The 18063-nt window shown below is 60.0% G+C and carries 18 protein-coding genes; 5 read left to right on the top strand and 13 right to left on the bottom strand.

The annotated features are described in order from the left end of the window. Positions 1-5 precede the first annotated feature (5 nt). Together pta and ACWKV5_RS19175 are read left to right on the top strand one after the other, a co-directional pair. On the top strand, positions 6-2105 hold the full coding sequence (gene pta / locus ACWKV5_RS19180) for a phosphate acetyltransferase (RefSeq protein WP_483842563.1): 2100 nt from the start codon (positions 6-8) through the stop codon (positions 2103-2105). Continuing rightward, positions 2106-3011 carry a 1-acylglycerol-3-phosphate O-acyltransferase, YihG family gene (locus tag ACWKV5_RS19175; RefSeq protein ID WP_483842562.1) on the top strand — a complete coding sequence of 302 codons (906 nt, stop codon included), beginning with the start codon at positions 2106-2108 and terminating at the stop codon, positions 3009-3011. A gap of 180 nt (positions 3012-3191) precedes the next feature. On the opposite strand, the gene cysN is transcribed toward ACWKV5_RS19175, so the two are convergent. The 3 genes from cysN to ACWKV5_RS19160 all read right to left on the bottom strand — a co-directional run bounded on the left by cysN (position 3192) and on the right by ACWKV5_RS19160 (position 6948). Beyond that, on the bottom strand, positions 3192-5090 hold the full coding sequence (cysN, locus tag ACWKV5_RS19170) for a sulfate adenylyltransferase subunit CysN (RefSeq protein WP_483842561.1): 1899 nt from the start codon (positions 5088-5090) through the stop codon (positions 3192-3194). Between the two features lie 9 nt (positions 5091-5099). Beyond that, entirely contained in the window at positions 5100-6017 is a 918-nt protein-coding gene (gene cysD / locus ACWKV5_RS19165; protein ID WP_027924547.1) for a sulfate adenylyltransferase subunit CysD, read from the bottom strand. Positions 6018-6189: 172 nt separating this feature from the next. Further along, a complete protein-coding gene (locus ACWKV5_RS19160) occupies positions 6190-6948 on the bottom strand; it encodes a Nif3-like dinuclear metal center hexameric protein (RefSeq protein ID WP_483842560.1) in 759 nt (252 codons plus the stop codon). A gap of 102 nt (positions 6949-7050) precedes the next feature. Here ACWKV5_RS19160 and algW point away from each other — a divergent pair, with 102 nt between their 5' ends. Then, entirely contained in the window at positions 7051-8211 is a 1161-nt protein-coding gene (gene algW / locus ACWKV5_RS19155; RefSeq protein ID WP_027924545.1) for a Do family serine endopeptidase AlgW, read from the top strand. Positions 8212-8333: 122 nt separating this feature from the next. Here algW and hisC read toward each other — a convergent pair whose 3' ends face one another. The 10 genes from hisC to ACWKV5_RS19105 all read right to left on the bottom strand — a co-directional run bounded on the left by hisC (position 8334) and on the right by ACWKV5_RS19105 (position 16285). After that, entirely contained in the window at positions 8334-9386 is a 1053-nt protein-coding gene (gene hisC / locus ACWKV5_RS19150; protein ID WP_483842559.1) for a histidinol-phosphate transaminase, read from the bottom strand. Positions 9387-9388: 2 nt separating this feature from the next. Next, positions 9389-10714 (bottom strand): histidinol dehydrogenase, encoded by a 1326-nt coding sequence (gene hisD, locus ACWKV5_RS19145; protein WP_483842558.1) that lies wholly within the window; start codon positions 10712-10714, stop codon positions 9389-9391. 124 nt (positions 10715-10838) lie between these two features. Then, a complete protein-coding gene (gene hisG, locus ACWKV5_RS19140; protein ID WP_007942738.1) occupies positions 10839-11474 on the bottom strand; it encodes an ATP phosphoribosyltransferase in 636 nt (211 codons plus the stop codon). 126 nt (positions 11475-11600) lie between these two features. Continuing rightward, on the bottom strand, positions 11601-12866 hold the full coding sequence (gene murA / locus ACWKV5_RS19135; RefSeq protein ID WP_027924542.1) for a UDP-N-acetylglucosamine 1-carboxyvinyltransferase: 1266 nt from the start codon (positions 12864-12866) through the stop codon (positions 11601-11603). A 22-nt stretch (positions 12867-12888) separates the two neighbouring features. Next, positions 12889-13128 (bottom strand): BolA family protein, encoded by a 240-nt coding sequence (locus ACWKV5_RS19130; protein WP_007912386.1) that lies wholly within the window; start codon positions 13126-13128, stop codon positions 12889-12891. Between the two features lie 113 nt (positions 13129-13241). After that, positions 13242-13547 carry an STAS domain-containing protein gene (locus tag ACWKV5_RS19125; protein ID WP_483842557.1) on the bottom strand — a complete coding sequence of 102 codons (306 nt, stop codon included), beginning with the start codon at positions 13545-13547 and terminating at the stop codon, positions 13242-13244. Continuing rightward, positions 13544-14200, bottom strand: coding sequence for an MlaC/ttg2D family ABC transporter substrate-binding protein (locus ACWKV5_RS19120; protein ID WP_483842556.1), 657 nt, complete (start codon positions 14198-14200; stop codon positions 13544-13546). Before ACWKV5_RS19120 ends, ACWKV5_RS19125 begins: the two co-directional genes overlap by 4 nt. An 11-nt stretch (positions 14201-14211) precedes the next feature. Further along, positions 14212-14679, bottom strand: coding sequence for an outer membrane lipid asymmetry maintenance protein MlaD (mlaD, locus tag ACWKV5_RS19115; protein ID WP_027924539.1), 468 nt, complete (start codon positions 14677-14679; stop codon positions 14212-14214). Beyond that, a complete protein-coding gene (gene mlaE / locus ACWKV5_RS19110; RefSeq protein ID WP_123435318.1) occupies positions 14679-15476 on the bottom strand; it encodes a lipid asymmetry maintenance ABC transporter permease subunit MlaE in 798 nt (265 codons plus the stop codon). Before mlaE ends, mlaD begins: the two co-directional genes overlap by 1 nt. Further along, positions 15476-16285, bottom strand: coding sequence for an ATP-binding cassette domain-containing protein (locus ACWKV5_RS19105; protein WP_007942749.1), 810 nt, complete (start codon positions 16283-16285; stop codon positions 15476-15478). Before ACWKV5_RS19105 ends, mlaE begins: the two co-directional genes overlap by 1 nt. A gap of 277 nt (positions 16286-16562) precedes the next feature. Between ACWKV5_RS19105 and ACWKV5_RS19100 the strand changes: the two genes are divergently transcribed. Both ACWKV5_RS19100 and ACWKV5_RS19095 read left to right on the top strand, forming a co-directional pair. Beyond that, entirely contained in the window at positions 16563-17537 is a 975-nt protein-coding gene (locus ACWKV5_RS19100; protein ID WP_483842555.1) for a KpsF/GutQ family sugar-phosphate isomerase, read from the top strand. After that, positions 17537-18061, top strand: coding sequence for a KdsC family phosphatase (locus tag ACWKV5_RS19095; RefSeq protein ID WP_483842554.1), 525 nt, complete (start codon positions 17537-17539; stop codon positions 18059-18061). The genes ACWKV5_RS19100 and ACWKV5_RS19095 overlap by 1 nt, the downstream gene beginning before the upstream one ends. The last annotated feature ends 2 nt before the right edge of the window (positions 18062-18063 follow it).

The raw sequence follows: 18063 nt of genomic DNA, 5'->3' as shown, positions 1-18063 counted from the left end.
TTCGCATGCAAACTTTTTTTATCGCACCCACCGATTTTGGTGTGGGTCTGACTTCCATCAGCCTCGGGCTGGTGCGCACCCTTGAGCGCGCCGGCCTGAAAGTCGGTTTTTTCAAACCGATTGCCCAGCCCCATCCGGGCGACACCGGCCCGGAACGTTCCACCGAACTGGTGGCCCGTACCCACGGTTTGCGGCCGCCACAGCCGCTCGGCCTGGCGCACGTCGAGCGCATGCTCGGCGATGGCCAACTGGATGAGCTGCTCGAAGAAATCATCACCCTTTATCAGCAAGCCGCCGTCGGCAAGGACGTGCTGGTCGTCGAAGGCATGGTCCCGACCCGCAGCGCCAGCTACGCCGCGCGGGTCAATCTGCATTTGGCCAAGAGCCTGGATGCCGACGTGATTCTGGTCTCCGCGCCAGAAAGCGAAGCCCTGACCGAGCTCTCCGGCCGCGTGGAATTGCAGGCGCAATTGTTCGGTGGGCCGAAAGACCCGAAAGTCCTCGGCGTGATCCTCAACAAGGTCAAGACCGATGAAAGCATGGACGTCTTCGCCACACGCTTGAAGGAACACTCGCCGTTGCTGCGCAGCGGTGATTTCCGCTTGCTGGGCTGCATCCCGTTCCAGCCGGAATTGAATGCGCCGCGCACTCGCGACGTCGCCGACCTGATGGGCGCACAAATCCTCAATGCCGGAGACTACGAAACCCGGCGCATGACCAAAATCATCATCTGCGCCCGCACCATGCGCAACACCGTGGAGCTGCTCAAGCCCGGCGTGCTGGTGGTGACGCCCGGCGATCGCGACGACATCATCCTGGCCGTGAGCCTCGCGGCCATGAACGGCGTGCCGCTGGCCGGCCTGCTGCTGACCAGCGACACCCTGCCCGACCCGCGCATCATGGACCTGTGCCGTGGCGCCTTGCAGGCGGGTTTGCCGGTGTTGTCGGTGAGTACCGGCTCCTACGACACCGCGAACCAGTTGAACGGTTTGAACAAGGAAATCCCGATCGACGACCGCGAGCGTGCGGAGATCATCACTGACTTCGTCGCCAGCCACCTCGATGCCAACTGGCTGCACCAGCGCTGTGGTACCCCGCGTGAGATGCGCCTGTCGCCCGCGGTGTTCCGCTATCAATTGATCCAGCGCGCCCAGGCGGCGAACAAACGCATCGTACTGCCAGAAGGCAGCGAGCCGTTGACCGTGCAAGCGGCGGCGATCTGTCAGGCCCGTGGCATTGCCCGTTGCGTGCTGTTGGCGAAACCGGCAGACGTCGAAGCGGTGGCTCGTGCACAAGGCATCGAGCTGCCACCAGGGCTGGAGATCCTCGACCCGGACCTGATCCGTGAACGTTATGTCGAACCGATGGTTGCCCTGCGCAAAAGCAAAAGCCTTAACGCGCCGATGGCCGAACAGCAATTGGAAGACACCGTGGTGATCGGCACCATGATGCTGGCGCTGGATGAAGTCGACGGCCTCGTGTCCGGCGTCATTCACTCCACCGCCAACACCATCCGCCCTGCCCTGCAGCTGATTAAAACCGCGCCAGGCTGCACGCTGGTGTCGTCGGTGTTCTTCATGCTGTTTCCGGAAGAAGTGCTGGTCTACGGCGACTGTGTGATGAACCCGCACCCGAGCGCCAGCGAACTGGCCGAGATCGCCCTGCAAAGCGCCGACTCGGCAGCCGCGTTCGGCATCACCCCGCGTGTGGCGATGATCAGCTATTCCAGCGGTGAGTCCGCCAGTGGCGAAGAAGTCGAGAAAGTACGCGAAGCGACGCTGCTCGCCCACGAACAGCAAAACTCGCTGCTGATCGACGGCCCGCTGCAATACGACGCCGCTGCCAACGAAACCGTCGCCCGGCAACTGGCGCCTAATAGCCAGGTTGCAGGGCGCGCCACGGTGTTCGTGTTCCCCGACCTGAACACCGGCAACACCACCCACAAAGCCGTGCAGCGCAGCGCCGACTGCGTGAGTCTCGGGCCGATGTTGCAAGGCCTGCGCAAACCGGTGAACGACCTGCCGCGCGGCGCGCAAGTCGATGACATCGTCTACACCATCGCGTTGACCGCGATCCAGGCTGCCAACCGACCTATGGATGTTTAAATGCTGGATTTCTTGCCTGCCGCCGTGCGCGGTGTGATTGCCTCGTTGTTGTTGGCCCTCAATACCATTCTGCTGTGCTCGTTTCTGTTCTGCGTGGCGATTTTCAAGGTGCTGCCGTTCGCCATCACCCAGCGTTTCACGCGCTGGCTGATGAGCCACACCCATGAAGCGTGGATCAGCAACAACAAGGCCTGGATGAACCTGGTCTGCCGCACCCGCTGGCACCTCAGTGGCCTGGAAGGCCTGGACTATCAGCACTCGTACCTGATCACCAGCAACCACCAGAGCTGGGTCGACATCATGGTCCTGCAATATGTGCTCAACCGGCGCATCCAGCCGCTGAAGTTCTTCCTCAAGCAAGAGCTGATCTGGGTGCCGGTGATTGGTCTGGCGTGGTGGACGCTGGGCTTTCCGTTCATGAAGCGCTATTCCAAGGCGTATCTGGAGAAGCACCCGGAGAAGAAAGGCAAAGACCTGGAAACCACGCGCAAGACCTGCGCGAAATTTCGCAACAGCCCGGTGGGGATCTTCAACTTCGTCGAGGGCACGCGCTTCACCGAGGGCAAGCATGCCCAGCAGAAATCACCGTTCAAGTATTTGCTCAAACCCAAGGCCGGCGGCATTGCGTTTGTGCTGGATGCGATGGGTGAGCAGCTGGAGTCCATCGTCAACGTGACGATTCACTATCCGGGCGGCCGTCCGGGGTATTGGGATTTGCTCTGCGGGAATGTGAGGGACGTGGTCGTGCATTTTCAGGAGCTGAAGATTCCGCCGCAGTTCATTGGCAAGAACTACGACCAGGATGGGGAGTATCGGTTGCAGTTTCAGGGGTGGATCAATCAGTTGTGGCTGGATAAGGATGCGTTGCTGGGGCAGATGCATCGGGAATATCCAGCCAAGTCTTGAGGCGCCACGCTTGGCCTCTTCGCGAGCAGGCTCGCTCCCACAGGGGACTTGAGTGAACACAGAATTTGCGTTCACAGATAACCAGTGTGGGAGCGAGCCTGCTCGCGAAGGGGGTCTGAAGGGCACAAAAAAACCCGCCGAAGATTACTCATCGGCGGGTTTTTTATGACCGGCTAACGCTTAGATCGCGCCACGGCTACGCAGCAGATCCAGCACCTGCTTGACGCTTTCTTCCAGCGACAGCGACTGGGTATCGACCACAAGGTCGGCATCCAGCGGCACATCGAACGGGAAGGAATCGCCCGGGATGTTATCCCCGGCAGCCGCGTACAGACCTTGCGGGTCACGTTCGGCGCAAACAGCAGGCGAAGCCTGCACGTAAACAGTCAGCAAACGCTCTTTGCCGATCAGTTCCCGGGCCTGCTCACGACCTTCAGCACTTGGTGCAACGAAGGCTGCGAGGGTCAGCAAACCGGCTTCGTTGAACTGACGCGCAACATGCGCGGCACGACGCCAGTTCTCGGTACGCCCGGCGCGGTCCTGTGGCAGACCTTTGTTCAGGTCGTGACGCAGGTTCTGGCCATCGAGCACAAACACCGCACGGCCCATGTCGAACAGCTTGCGTTCAACCGCGTAGGCCAGCGTGCTTTTGCCCGCACCCGACAGGCCGCTGAACAACACGGTGGCTGGTTGCTGGCCGAAGCGCTGGGCGCGTTCTTCCGTGGCGACGTGAGCGAGTTTGCCATGGTGCGTAGCGCTGCCCTGCGCCACTGGCTGAGCGATGATCATGCCGGCGGCGACGGTGCCATTGGTCAAACGATCAATGACGATGAACGAACCGGTGGTGCGGTTACTCGCGTAACCGTCCAGCGCGATGGCCGCATCGAGGCTGATCTTGACCCGACCGATTTCGTTCAGCTGCAAGGCGCTGGCCGGACCTTCTTCCAGGGTATTCACGTCAACGCGGTTGACGATGCTGGTGATCGAACCCGGCACGTACGTGGTGGCGCGCTTGATGTCGTATTTCTTGCCCGGCAGCATTGGCTCTTCGGCCATCCACACCAGCATGGCGTCGAAGGCGTCGGTCACTTGCGGCAGGTTGTCGGCGTGTACCAGCAAGTCGCCGCGGGAGATGTCGATTTCGTCTTCCATGGTCAGCGTCACTGCCTGACCTGGACCTGCATGCTCCAGCTCACCTTCGAAGGTGACGATGGATTTCACGCGGCTGCTCTTGCCCGACGGCAGCACAACGACTTCGTCGCCCTTGTGCACGACGCCGCTGGCCAGGGTGCCGGCGAAACCACGGAAGTTCAGGTTCGGACGGTTGACGTACTGCACCGGGAATCGCAGGTCGGTGTAGTTGCGGTCGCTGGCGATTTCGACGGTTTCCAGAATTTCCATCAGCGACTGGCCGGTGTACCACGGCGAGCGCTCGGACTTGTTCACCACGTTGTCGCCTTTCAGCGCCGACATCGGCACGAAGGCCATGGTGGTCGGCTTGAAGGCGATGCCTTCGGCGAACTTCAGGTAATCAGCCTTGATCGTCTCGAAGACGCTTTGGTCAAAGCCATTGATGTCCATCTTGTTGACGGCCACCACGATGTGTTTGATGCCCAGCAACGAGGCAATAAAGCTGTGGCGACGGGTCTGGGTCTGCACGCCGTAACGGGCGTCGATCAGGATGATCGCCAGGTCACAGGTGGATGCACCGGTGGCCATGTTGCGGGTGTACTGCTCATGGCCGGGGGTGTCGGCGATGATGAATTTGCGCTTGGCGGTGGAGAAATAGCGGTAGGCGACATCGATGGTGATGCCCTGCTCACGCTCGGCCTGCAAGCCGTCGACCAGCAACGCCAGGTCGATGTCATCGCCAGTGGTGCCGACTTTTTTCGAGTCGCGGGTAATGGCTTCCAGGTGATCTTCGTAGATCATCTTGGAGTCGTGCAGCAGGCGCCCGATCAGGGTGCTCTTGCCGTCATCGACGTTGCCACAGGTCAGAAAGCGCAGCATTTCCTTGCGTTCGTGCTGGCCCAGGTAGGCGAGGATGTCCTCGCTGATCAAATCAGATACGTGCGACATGACAACCCCTTAGAAATAACCCTGACGTTTCTTTTCTTCCATCGAGCCTGCGCCATCGTGGTCGATGACCCGGCCCTGGCGTTCGGAAGTTCGCGTCAGGAGCATTTCCTGAATGATGTCGGTCAGCGTGACAGCCTCGGACTCGACCGCACCGGTCAGCGGGTAGTCACCGAGCGTACGGAAACGGACCTTCTTCTTGACGATGCGCGCCTTGTCTTCATCGCTCAGGTGATTGAGCAGGCGTTCGTCGTCGATCATGATCCAGGTGCCATTCATCTCGATGACGTCGCGCTCGGCGGCGAAATACAGCGGCACGATCGGGATGCCTTCGAGGTAGATGTACTGCCAGATGTCCAGTTCGGTCCAGTTCGACAAAGGGAACACACGAATGGATTCGCCCTTGTTGACGTTGCCGTTGTAGACGTTCCACAGCTCTGGACGCTGGTTTTTCGGGTCCCAGCGGTGCTTGGTGTCGCGGAAGGAATACACGCGTTCTTTGGCGCGGGATTTCTCTTCGTCACGACGGGCGCCACCGAAAGCGGCATCGAAACCATACTTGTCGAGGGCCTGCTTGAGGCCTTCGGTTTTCATGATGTCGGTGTGTTTGGCACTGCCGTGGGTCAGCGGGTTGATGCCCTGCGCGACGCCATCGGGGTTGACGTGCACCAGCAGGTCAAGGCCGAGCTCTTCGACCATGCGGTCGCGGAACGCGTACATTTCCTTGAACTTCCACCGGGTGTCGACGTGCATCACCGGGAACGGCAGCTTGCCCGGGAAGAATGCCTTGCGCGCAAGGTGCAGCATCACGGCGGAATCTTTACCGACGGAGTACAGCATCACCGGGTTATCGAACTCGGCGGCGACCTCGCGGATGATGTGGATGCTTTCGGCCTCCAGCTGTTTCAGATGCGTCAGTTTGTCGACCATGGCTACTCACGAAAACGATCTTATGGACGGCCAGCGGGCCGTGTTCGAGCGAGGAATCCTAGCACAGCGACCTCTTCTAATCAGGACGCCAACTAGATCGAAAGGGTATATGAATATACCCCCTCGTTTGGGCGCCAGAGCCTCATGCCATTCACAGAATTTGCACATACCCTCAAATAGGATTGGGGCAATCAATGAAGATATGTTCGAGGGCAAACCGGCGCGCCAGATAGTCACCCAGTGCCTGCACACCATAACGCTCAGTGGCGTGATGGCCGGCGGCGATGAAGCTGATGTCGTTTTCCCGGGCGCTGTGAAAGGTCTGCTCCGAAGCTTCACCACTGAGGTACAGATCGACACCGGCCAATACCGCCTGATCGATGTAACCCTGACCGCCGCCCGTGCACCAACCGACCCGGCGAATCATCTTGCTGCCTTCGACCAGCAGCGGCTCGCGGCCCATGACTTCCTGGACGCGACGGGCGAAATCACGCGGCGTCATCGGTTCGCTCAACGATCCGACCAGGCCAACAACTTTAGAATTGTCCGGATCCAGCGGGCCTTCGACGGTGATGTCGAGCTGACGTGCCAGTTGCACGTTGTTGCCGACGTCCGGGTGCAGGTCCAGTGGCAAGTGATAAGACAGCAGGCTGATGTCGTGCTTGAGCAAGGTCTTCAAGCGACGCTGCTTCATGCCGGTAATGCAGGGGTTCTCACCTTTCCAGAAATAACCGTGATGCACCAGCACCAGATCGGCCTCGGCTTCGACCGCAGCGTCCAGTAGTGCCTGGCTCGCCGTGACGCCACTGACAATGCGCATCACTTGCGGCCGGCCCTCGACCTGCAAGCCGTTGGGGCAGTAATCGGCAATTTTGGCGCTGGAGAGGTAACGGTCGGCTTCTTCAACCAGGGTGCTCAGGGCGACGGCCATAAAAGACTCCTAAATATCCCGTTCAGAGGCGCGCGTGGCCTCGTATAATGCGCGACATTATGGGCGGTCTCATACCGCCTGCAACCTTTCAGGAAGTGCTTAATGCTCAAGGCGCTGCGTTTTTCCGGCTGGCCGCTGTTGGCCGGCGTGCTTATCGCTCTTTTGATAATTCAGCGTTACCCGCAGTGGGTCGGGCTTCCGAGCCTCGACGTGAACTTGCAGCAAGCACCGCAAACCACCAGCGTGCAACAGGGCCCCGTGTCCTATGCCGACGCCGTGGTCATTGCCGCACCTGCGGTGGTCAACCTGTACACCACCAAAGTCATCAATAAACCGAATCATCCGCTGTTCGAAGACCCGCAGTTCCGTCGCTTCTTCGGTGACAACTCGCCCAAGCAGAAGCGCATGGAATCGAGCCTGGGTTCTGGCGTGATCATGAGCCCGGAAGGTTACATCCTGACCAATAACCACGTGACCACGGGGGCCGACCAGATTGTCGTGGCGCTCAAGGATGGCCGAGAGACCCTGGCCCGCGTGATCGGCAGCGACCCGGAAACCGATCTCGCGGTATTGAAGATCGACCTGAAGACCCTGCCGGCCATCACCATCGGCCGTTCCGACAACATCCGCATCGGCGACGTGGCACTGGCCATCGGCAACCCGTTCGGTGTCGGCCAGACCGTGACCATGGGCATCATCAGCGCCACCGGCCGCAATCAGCTGGGCCTGAACAACTACGAAGATTTCATCCAGACCGACGCCGCCATCAACCCAGGCAACTCCGGCGGTGCCCTGGTAGACGCCAATGGCAATCTGACCGGCATCAACACCGCGATTTTCTCCAAGTCCGGCGGCTCGCAAGGCATCGGGTTTGCGATCCCGGTCAAGCTGGCGATGGAAGTGATGAAGTCGATCATCGAACACGGCCAGGTGATTCGCGGCTGGCTGGGCATTGAAGTGCAGCCGTTGAGCCAGGAACTGGCGGAGTCGTTCGGTCTGTCGGGGCGTCCGGGGATTGTGGTCGCGGGAATTTTCCGTGACGGTCCGGCGCAGAAGGCCGGCCTGCAATTGGGAGATGTGATCCTCAGCATTGACGGCGAACCGGCCGGCGATGGTCGCCGTTCGATGAACCAGGTCGCGCGGATCAAGCCGACGGACAAGGTCACGGTTCAGGTGATGCGCAATGGCAAGGAGCTCAAGCTCACCGCCGAGATCGGCCTGCGCCCGCCGCCGGCACCGGTCAAAGAGAAAGAAGAAGAGTAACAGCCAACAAAAGACCACTGTGGGAGCGAGCCTGCTCGCGAAGGGGCCATAACATTCAATATCTATGTTGAATGTCAGACCGCCTTCGCGAGCAGGCTCGCTCCCACTGGGTCAGTGTTGAGTTAGAGATCGCCGAGGCCGTCGATCAGTGCCTGATTTTGCTCAGGTGTGCCGATGGAGATCCGCAGGAACTGGGCAATCCGTTCCTGCTTGAAGTGCCGAACGATCACGCCTTGCTCACGCAACTTCGCCGCCAGCCCTGCCGCATCGTGCTTGGGGTGACGGGCAAAAATGAAGTTCGCTGCCGACGGCAACACCTCAAACCCCTTCGCTTCCAGTTGCCCGACGACCTTGTCGCGACTCTCGATCACGAGCTGACAGGTCTTGTCGAAGTACTCGCGATCTTCGAACGCCGCCGCCGCCCCGACAATCGCCAGACGATCCAGCGGGTAGGAGTTGAAGCTGTTCTTGATCCGCTCCAGCGCCTCGATCAAGTCCGGATGCCCCACCGCCAGGCCAACCCGCAGGCCGGCCAGTGAACGGGATTTGGACAGGGTTTGAGTCACCAGCAGGTTCGGATAACGGTCCACCAACGTGATCGCCGTCTCACCGCCAAAGTCGATGTAGGCCTCATCCACCACGACCACTGAATCCGGGCTGGCCTTGAGGATCTGCTCGACGGCGTCCAGCGCCAGCAGGCAACCGGTCGGTGCATTCGGGTTCGGGAAGATGATCCCGCCGTTCGGTTTGGCGTAGTCGGCCGGGTTGATCTGGAACTGTTCGTCCAGCGGCACGGCGTCGAACTTGATGTCGTACAACCCGCAGTAAACCGGATAGAAGCTGTAGCTGATGTCCGGGAACAGCAGCGGCTGATCGTGTTGCAGCAAACCGTGGAAGATGTGCGCCAGGACTTCATCGGAACCGTTGCCGAGAAACACCTGATTGCCTTGCACGCCGTAGTACCTGGCAACAGCCTGCTTGAGCAGGTCGCTGTTGGGGTCCGGGTACAAACGCAGGTTGTCGTTCAGTTCGGTCTGCATCGCCGCCAGGGCTTTAGGCGATGGACCGTACGGGTTTTCGTTGGTGTTGAGCTTCACCAGTTTCGTCAGTTTCGGCTGCTCGCCCGGCACGTAAGGCACCAGGCTCTTGACGAAGGGGCTCCAGAATTTACTCATGTTCAGTTCCCCTGCTTGTCAGCAATGATGCGGTATTCGGCGCTGCGGGCGTGGGCGGTCAGCGACTCGCCACGGGCCAGTACGGAAGCGGTCTTGCCCAACTCGGACGCACCTTGCTCGGAGCAGAAGATGATCGAGGAGCGTTTCTGGAAGTCGTACACACCCAGCGGCGAGGAGAAACGCGCGGTGCCAGACGTCGGCAACACGTGGTTCGGACCGGCGCAGTAGTCGCCCAAGGCTTCGGAGGTGTGACGACCCATGAAGATCGCGCCCGCGTGACGGATCTGCGGCAACCAGGCCTGCGGATCCGCGACCGACAACTCAAGGTGTTCCGGCGCGATGCGGTTGGCCACTTCGATGGCTTGTTCCATATCGCGGACCTTGATCAGCGCACCCCGGCCATTGATCGAGGTTTCGATGATCTCGGCGCGCTCCATGGTTGGCAGCAGTTTGGCAATGCTCGCGGCGACCTTGTCGAGGAACTCGGCGTCCGGGCTGACCAGAATCGCCTGGGCGTCTTCATCGTGCTCGGCCTGGGAGAACAGGTCCATGGCGATCCAGTCCGGATCGGTCTGGCCGTCGCACACCACGAGAATCTCGGACGGACCGGCGATCATGTCGATCCCGACCTGACCAAACACGTGACGCTTGGCGGTGGCGACGTAGATGTTGCCCGGGCCCACCACTTTGTCGACCTTCGGCACGCTTTCGGTGCCGTAAGCCAGTGCGGCAACTGCTTGGGCACCGCCGATGGTGAACACCCGGTCGACGCCGGCGATGCAGGCTGCGGCCAGCACCAACTCGTTGATTTCACCGCGCGGGGTTGGCACCACCATGACGACTTCGGTCACGCCCGCCACTTTGGCCGGGATCGCGTTCATCAGCACCGAGGACGGGTACGACGCTTTGCCGCCCGGTACATACAGACCGGCGCGATCCAGCGGCGTGACTTTCTGGCCCAGCACCGTGCCGTCGGCTTCGGTGTAGCTCCAGGAGTCCTGTTTCTGTTTTTCGTGGTAGCTGCGTACGCGGGCCGCGGCTATTTCCAGGGCTTCGCGCTGTGGCACGGTGATCCGGGTCAGGGCCAGTTCCAGACGCTCGCGCGGCAGGATCAGGTCGGCCATCGAGGCGACTTCGAGGCCATCGAATTTCTGGGTGAATTCCACCAGCGCCGCATCGCCACGCTCGCGCACGGCTTTGATGATGTCCAGCACCCGCTGATTGACCGAGTCGTCAGACACACTTTCCCAGCTCAGCAGATGATCCAGATGATGTGTGAAATCCGGGTCAGCAGCGTTGAGTCGGCGAATTGCAGTCGGTGCGGTCATAGCGAGAGCCTCATAGGAATGGCGAAAACTCAGGTACCCGAAGCTACCATCGATCCGCTTGGGCACCTGAGAATTCTGGCTATGAGGCGGATAGACGGGCGCGACTTAACGTCGCGCAGGTGAATCAGCCGCGGTGTCGAGACTCCACTGCCTTGCGCAGGGTGTCGATCAACGCCTGGATACGGGCGTGCTGCATTTTCATCGAAGCTTTGTTGACGATCAGCCGGGAACTGATGTCGGCAATGAAATCCTGGGGTTCCAGGCCATTGGCGCGCAGGGTGTTGCCGGTGTCGACCACGTCGATGATCTTGTCGGCCAGACCGATCAGCGGCGCCAGTTCCATCGAGCCGTACAGCTTGATGATGTCGACCTGACGACCCTGCTCGGCGTAGTAACGCTTGGCAACGTTGACGAACTTGGTGGCGACCCGCAGGCGGCCTTTGGGCTCGACATCACCGACACGGCCGGCGGTCATCAGCTTGCACAGGGCAATGCGCAGGTCCAGAGGCTCGTACAGGCCCTGGCCGCCATATTCCATCAGCACATCTTTACCGGCGACGCCGAGGTCCGCGGCACCATGCTCGACATAGGTCGGCACGTCGGTGGCGCGCACGATCAGCAGACGTACGTCAGGCTGGGTCGTGGGAATGATCAGCTTGCGGCTCTTGTCCGGATTCTCGGTCGGCACGATGCCCGCTTCAGCCAGAAGCGGCAGGGTGTCGTCAAGGATGCGGCCCTTGGACAGTGCGATGGTCAACATGGGAAACGTCAGTCCTTATCAAGGTACTCATGCCCGGTCGCAAACGGCGCCGGACACACATCGAGCCGGAAACCGGCTCGACTTCAACAATTCAACGGGCATGTCCTTATGCCCATGCAGCAGAAACTAGCCCGGTACGCGGCGGATCTTGGCGCCGAGCATCTGCAGTTTCTCTTCGATGCACTCGTAACCACGGTCAATGTGGTAGATGCGGTCGATCAGGGTGTCGCCTTCAGCGATCAGCGCCGAGATCACCAGGCTGGCCGAAGCACGCAGGTCGGTGGCCATGACTGGCGCGCCTTTGAGCGTCTCGGTGCCGGTAACGATGGCCGTGTTGCCTTCGACCTGGATCTTGGCGCCCATGCGGTGCAATTCGTAAACGTGCATGAAGCGGTTTTCGAAGATCGTCTCGATCACAGCGCCCGTGCCTTCGGCAATGGCGTTGAGGGAGATGAACTGCGCTTGCATGTCAGTCGGGAACGCCGGGTATGGAGCGGTCCGCACATTGACGGCTTTTGGCCGCTTGCCGTGCATGTTCAGCTCGATCCAGTCTTCGCCGCAGGTGATTTCGGCACCCGACTCGCGGAGTTTTTCCAGAACGGCTTCAAGGATGGTCGGATCAGTGTCCTTGACCTTCACACGACCGCCGGTCACGGCAGCCGCCACCAGGTAGGTGCCGGTTTCGATGCGGTCAGGCATCACTTTGTACGTGGTCGGGTGCAGACGCTCGACGCCATCGATGGTGATGGTGTCGGTGCCGGCGCCAGTGATCTTGGCACCCATGGCGATCAGGAAGTTCGCCAGGTCGATGACTTCAGGTTCGCGAGCGGCGTTCTGCAACACGCTGCGGCCCTTGGCCAGAGCGGCCGCCATCATGATGTTTTCGGTACCGGTCACGCTGACGGTGTCGAAGAAGAAGTGCGCGCCGCGCAGGCCACCTTCAGGCGCCTTGGCCTTGATGTAGCCGCCTTCGACGTCGATGACCGCGCCCATGGCTTCGAGGCCACGGATGTGCAGGTCAACCGGACGCGAACCGATGGCGCAACCGCCAGGCAGTGCGACTTCGGCTTCACCGAAACGGGCAACCATCGGGCCCAGCACCAGGATCGATGCACGCATGGTCTTAACCAGTTCGTACGGTGCGATCAGGGTCTTGATGGTGCGCGGGTCGATTTCGACGCTGAGCTTCTCGTCGATCACCGGCTCGATGCCCATGCGGCCGAACAGCTCGATCATCGTGGTGATGTCGTGCAGGTGCGGCAGGTTGGCCACGGTCACCGGGCCATCACACAGCAGGGTGGCAGCCAGGATCGGCAGGGCAGAGTTCTTTGCCCCGGAAATGCGGATTTCGCCATCAAGACGAACGCCACCGGTAATAATCAATTTATCCATAAGAATCTCGACGCCCTTGGGCTCAGGTGCGCTCGGCCCAGGCCGCGCTGCTGAAAAATTTCATAGTGACCGCATGGATGCTGCCATCGGTGATCCATGGGTTCAAATGGGCATAGATCTGCTGCTGACGCTTCACCGGGCTCAACGCCGCCAGTTCATCGCTAATCACGTTCAGCTGGAAATTGCAGCCTTCGCCCTCAACTTCTACCAACGTTCCGGGCAGCTTTCCTTCAAGGAAGCTCTTCACTTCTACGGCCTGCATGCTCAACCTCAATCGGCGCCCTGTGCGCACGGGTCGGACATCATACAAAAAAGCCCCGCGCCTGCGAACCCCGCTAAGCAGGACTCTGACGGGGGGCTTCCTTATAGATGCGGTCAGGGGTGCGCCAACAGCTCGGTCAATTCGCTGACCTGAGCGATTTCACGCATGTCTTCGGGCATCCCGCGGATGCTCAGCGCCTTGCCGGCCGCCTCTGCATCACGCATGAAGCACAGCAGCAGCGACAAACCGACACTGCTGGATTTCAACACTGCCGAGCAGTCGACCACCAGTTCAGTCGCGGTACTGGACTTGATCAGCGCCTGCCCCTGCTTGCGCAGACCCGGGCCGGTGAGATAGTCCAGCATGCCACTCAACCGCAGTTCGCCGGATTCGCTCATGCGAATGGCCGACACACTCATTGGGTGCTCTTCTCGGTGGATGGCGTCTCTGTCGATGCCTTGGCTTTGGCGACTTCCCCGGCCCAACCGTTGATGGTCTTGTCCAGGTCGTTGCCATTGCGCTGCATTGCATCAGCGAACTGGTCACGGAACAGCTTGCCGATGTTGATACCGTTGATGATTACGTTGCGCAGTTTCCACTCGCCATTGATTTTTTCCAGTGTGTAGGACACAGGATAGATCGCGCCGTTACTGCCCTTGACGGTCATGCCAACACTGGTGCGATCGCCCGACTCGTCTTTGGCCGGGTCAACGGTGATGCCCTGGTTGTTGTACTCGAGTAACGCATTGCCATAGAACTGGAACAGGCCCTTCTTGAAGTTTTCTTCAAAGGTTTTCATCTGTGCCGGCGTGGCTTTGCGTGAGTACTTGACTGTCATGATGCTTTTGGAAATGCCTTCGGCATCCACCACAGGTCCGACGATGGTGTTCAGCGCCGTATAGAAGTCCTGTGGGTCCTGCTTGTACTTCTCTTTGTTGGCCGACAGATCGGCCAGCATCCGGTTGGTGGTGTCCTGTACCAGATCGTGCGCGGAAGGCGCCGCCACGGCGTTAGCCATCAACGGCAGCGCCGCGAGTACTACCAACAGGCCACGTCGCAAGGTAGAGATCATTCAAAAGCTCCTCATTTGGCGTCTTTGCTAACGGTATTGAGCAGGAATTTACCGATCAGGTCCTCGAGTACCAGCGACGACTGGGTGTCGTGGATGGTCCCACCATCCTTGAGCAAGGCTTCTTCGCCGCCCACGCTGATACCGATGTACTTCTCGCCCAACAGGCCAGCGGTGAGGATAGATGCAGTGGAGTCAGTCGGCAGGTTATCTACGCGCTTTTCCAGTTGCATGGTCACCCGGCCGGTGAAGCTGTCGCGGTCCAGATCGATCGCCGTGACCTTGCCGATGGTCACACCGGCCATGGTCACTTTAGCTCTGACCGTCAAACCGGCGATATTGTCGAAATACGCATAAAGTTTATACGTGTCAGTGCTCGGGCTCGGGGACAGACCACTCACCCGCAACGCCAGCAGCAATAAAGCCAGGATGCCAGCCAGCAAGAAAAGGCCGACACCGATTTCCAGGGTGCGGTTTTGCATCAGAAATCTCCAAACATCAAGGCGGTCAAAATAAAGTCCAGGCCGAGTACAGCCAGAGAGGCATACACCACGGTCTTGGTAGTGGCACGACTGATCCCCTCGGAAGTGGGTTCACAGTCATAGCCTTGGAATACGGCGATCCAGGTCACGACGAACGCGAAGACGATGCTTTTGATGATGCCATTGAGCACATCATCAGTGAACGTCACGCTGTTTTGCATGTTGGACCAGTACGAACCTTCATACACACCGAGCCAGTCGACGGCCACCCACGAACCGCCCCAGATACCCACCACGCTGAAAATCATCGCCAGCACCGGCAGGGAAATGAAGCCGGCCCACAAGCGCGGGGCGACGATGTATTTGAGCGGGTCGACACCAATCATTTCCAGACTGGACAACTGTTCGGTGGATTTCATGTTGCCGATTTCTGCCGTCAGCGCCGAACCGGCACGCCCGGCGAACAGCAATGCCGTCACCACAGGCCCCAATTCACGCAGCAGCGTCAGCGCAACCATCTGCCCAACCGCCTGTTCCGAGCCGTAGCTGGACAGGATGTTGAAGCCTTGCAGCGCCAGCACCATCCCGATGAACACGCCGGAGACGACAATGATCACCAGGGACATCACCCCCACTGAATGCAGCTGCTTGACCAGCAGGCCAAAGCCGCCGCCGATGCCGCCGCGACCGAGCAAGGCATGGAACAGGAAAATCGTCGAACGACCGAACACCGCCAGCACGTCGATGGCGGCATGGCCAAACCGGCGTACGCGTTCTATTAATGAAATCTTGCGCATCAACGCTTCCCCAGAAGATCTGCGCGGTAATCCGTCGCTGGAAAGTGGTATGCGACCGGACCGTCGGGTTCGCCCGTCATAAATTGACGGATCCGTGGCTCCTGCGAGTTCATCAGTTCCTCGGGAGTCCCCTGCCCCAACACCTGGCCTTCGCCGACGACATAGATGTAGTCGGCGATGCTCGCGGTTTCGGCCAGATCGTGGGAGACCACGATACTGGTGATTCCCAGGGCGTCGTTGAGCAGGCGGATCAGGCGCACCAGTACGCCCATGGCGATGGGGTCCTGGCCGACAAAGGGCTCGTCGTACATGAGGATCTGCGGGTCGAGAGCAATTGCCCGGGCCAGCGCAACACGACGCTTCATGCCGCCGGACAACTCGTCAGGCATCAGGTCGATGGCGCCACGCAAGCCCACGGCCTGCAATTTAAGCAGGACGATGTCACGGATCATTTCTTCCGGCAGCTCGGTATGAACGCGCAGCGGGAAGGCGACGTTCTCGAACACATCGAGGTCGGTGAACAGGGCGCCGCTCTGGAACAGCACTCCCATGTGCTTGCGCGCATCGAACAGATCACTGCGCGACAACTTGGGCAGGTTCTGGCCGTTGACCCAGACTTCGCCCTTTGTTGGACGCAATTGTGCGCCCATCAATCGCAACAGCGTGGTTTTGCCACACCCGGAAGGCCCCATGATGCCGGTGACCTTGCCGCGCGGGATACGGATATCGACGTTATTGAAAATGCTGCGCGTACCGCGCTTGAAGGACAGTCCCTTCAGCTCGACCGCGTAGGCGTTATCGGCACTCATCTAAACTCCTTGCGATGCAGCCTCTCACTCGGACGCCTGACTCTCTGACGAAAGCACATACCTCCCCGGGCAGGCCGAACTGGCGGCGAACTATATCACTGCAAAGGCCAAGCGCCCAAGGCCCAAGCCCGACCATGTTCAGTAACTTGACAGGCAAAAAGCCTCGTTTAGAGGGGATTCGGTTACAGGGGATGACAAAGCGTGACGAACTAGCGTGAGGGTTTTGATCATTACCGCTATAATCGCCGCCTTTTCATCAGGCTATACGATTTCTGACATGAGCCAATCCAGCGACCTGATTCAATCAGCACAACGCACCATCCGCCTCGAACTGGAAGCCGTAGAAGGCTTGCTACCCCACATCGACGCTGATTTCGTACGCGCTTGCGAGATGATTCTGGCCAGCAAAGGCCGCGTGGTTGTAGTAGGCATGGGTAAATCCGGGCACATCGGCAACAAGATCGCCGCCACCCTGGCCAGCACCGGCACCACGGCTTTTTTCGTGCACCCGGCCGAAGCCAGCCATGGCGACATGGGCATGATCACGCGGGATGACATCATCCTGGCCCTGTCGAACTCCGGTTCCACCAACGAAATCGTCACCCTGCTGCCCCTGATCAAGCGTCTGGGTATTCAGTTGATCAGCGTCACCGGCAACCCGGATTCCCCGCTGGCCAAGGCTGCCGAGGTCAACCTCAACGTTCACGTCGAACACGAGGCCTGCCCGCTGAACCTGGCACCGACCTCCTCTACCACTGCCGCTTTGGTGATGGGCGACGCCCTGGCCGTTGCATTGCTGGAAGCGCGCGGCTTTACCGCTGAAGACTTCGCCTTTTCCCACCCCGGTGGTGCACTGGGCCGACGTCTGCTGCTGAAAGTGGAAAACGTCATGCACGCCGGGCAAGAGCTGCCGCAGGTTCAACGCGGCACCTTGCTCAAGGACGCCTTGATGGAAATGACCCGCAAGGGCCTGGGCATGACCGTCATTCTGGAAGCCGACGGCAAGCTGGCAGGGATCTTCACTGACGGCGATCTGCGCCGCACACTGGATCGCAGCATCGACATCCACACCGCCACCATCGACCAGGTCATGACCGCCCACGGCAAGACCGCCCGCGCCGAAATGCTCGCCGCCGAGGCCCTGAAAATCATGGAGGACCACAAAATCAACGCCCTGGTCGTGGTCGACAGCGAAGACCGTCCGGTCGGCGCCTTGAACATGCACGACTTGTTGCGTGCAGGAGTAATGTAATGAGTGAGGACCTGCTGCAACGCGGCAAACAGATCAAACTCGCGGTGTTCGACGTCGACGGCGTGCTGACCGACGGACGCCTGTACTTCCTTGAAGACGGCAGTGAGTTCAAGACGTTCAACACCCTCGACGGTCAAGGCATCAAGATGTTGATGGCGGCGGGCGTACAGACGGCTATCATCAGTGGCCGCAAGACCCCGGTGGTCGAACGACGAGCGAAAAACCTCGGCATCCCGCACCTTTATCAAGGCCGCGAGGACAAACTGGTGGTACTGGACGAACTTCTGGCCCAACTCAACCTAAGCTATGAACAAGTGGCCTACCTCGGTGACGACCTGCCGGACCTGCCGGTGATTCGCCGCGTCGGCCTGGGCATGGCGGTAGCCAACGCTGCCAGCTTCGTGCGTGAAAACGCCCATGGCATTACCGTCGCCCGTGGCGGCGAGGGTGCCGCTCGCGAATTCTGCGAATTGATCCTGCGCGCCCAGGGCCGCCTCGATGCGGCTAACGCCGCGTACCTGTGAGC

The organism is Pseudomonas oplopanacis (genome assembly GCF_057128725.1).
This window is presented reverse-complemented; position numbering and strand designations above follow the sequence as displayed.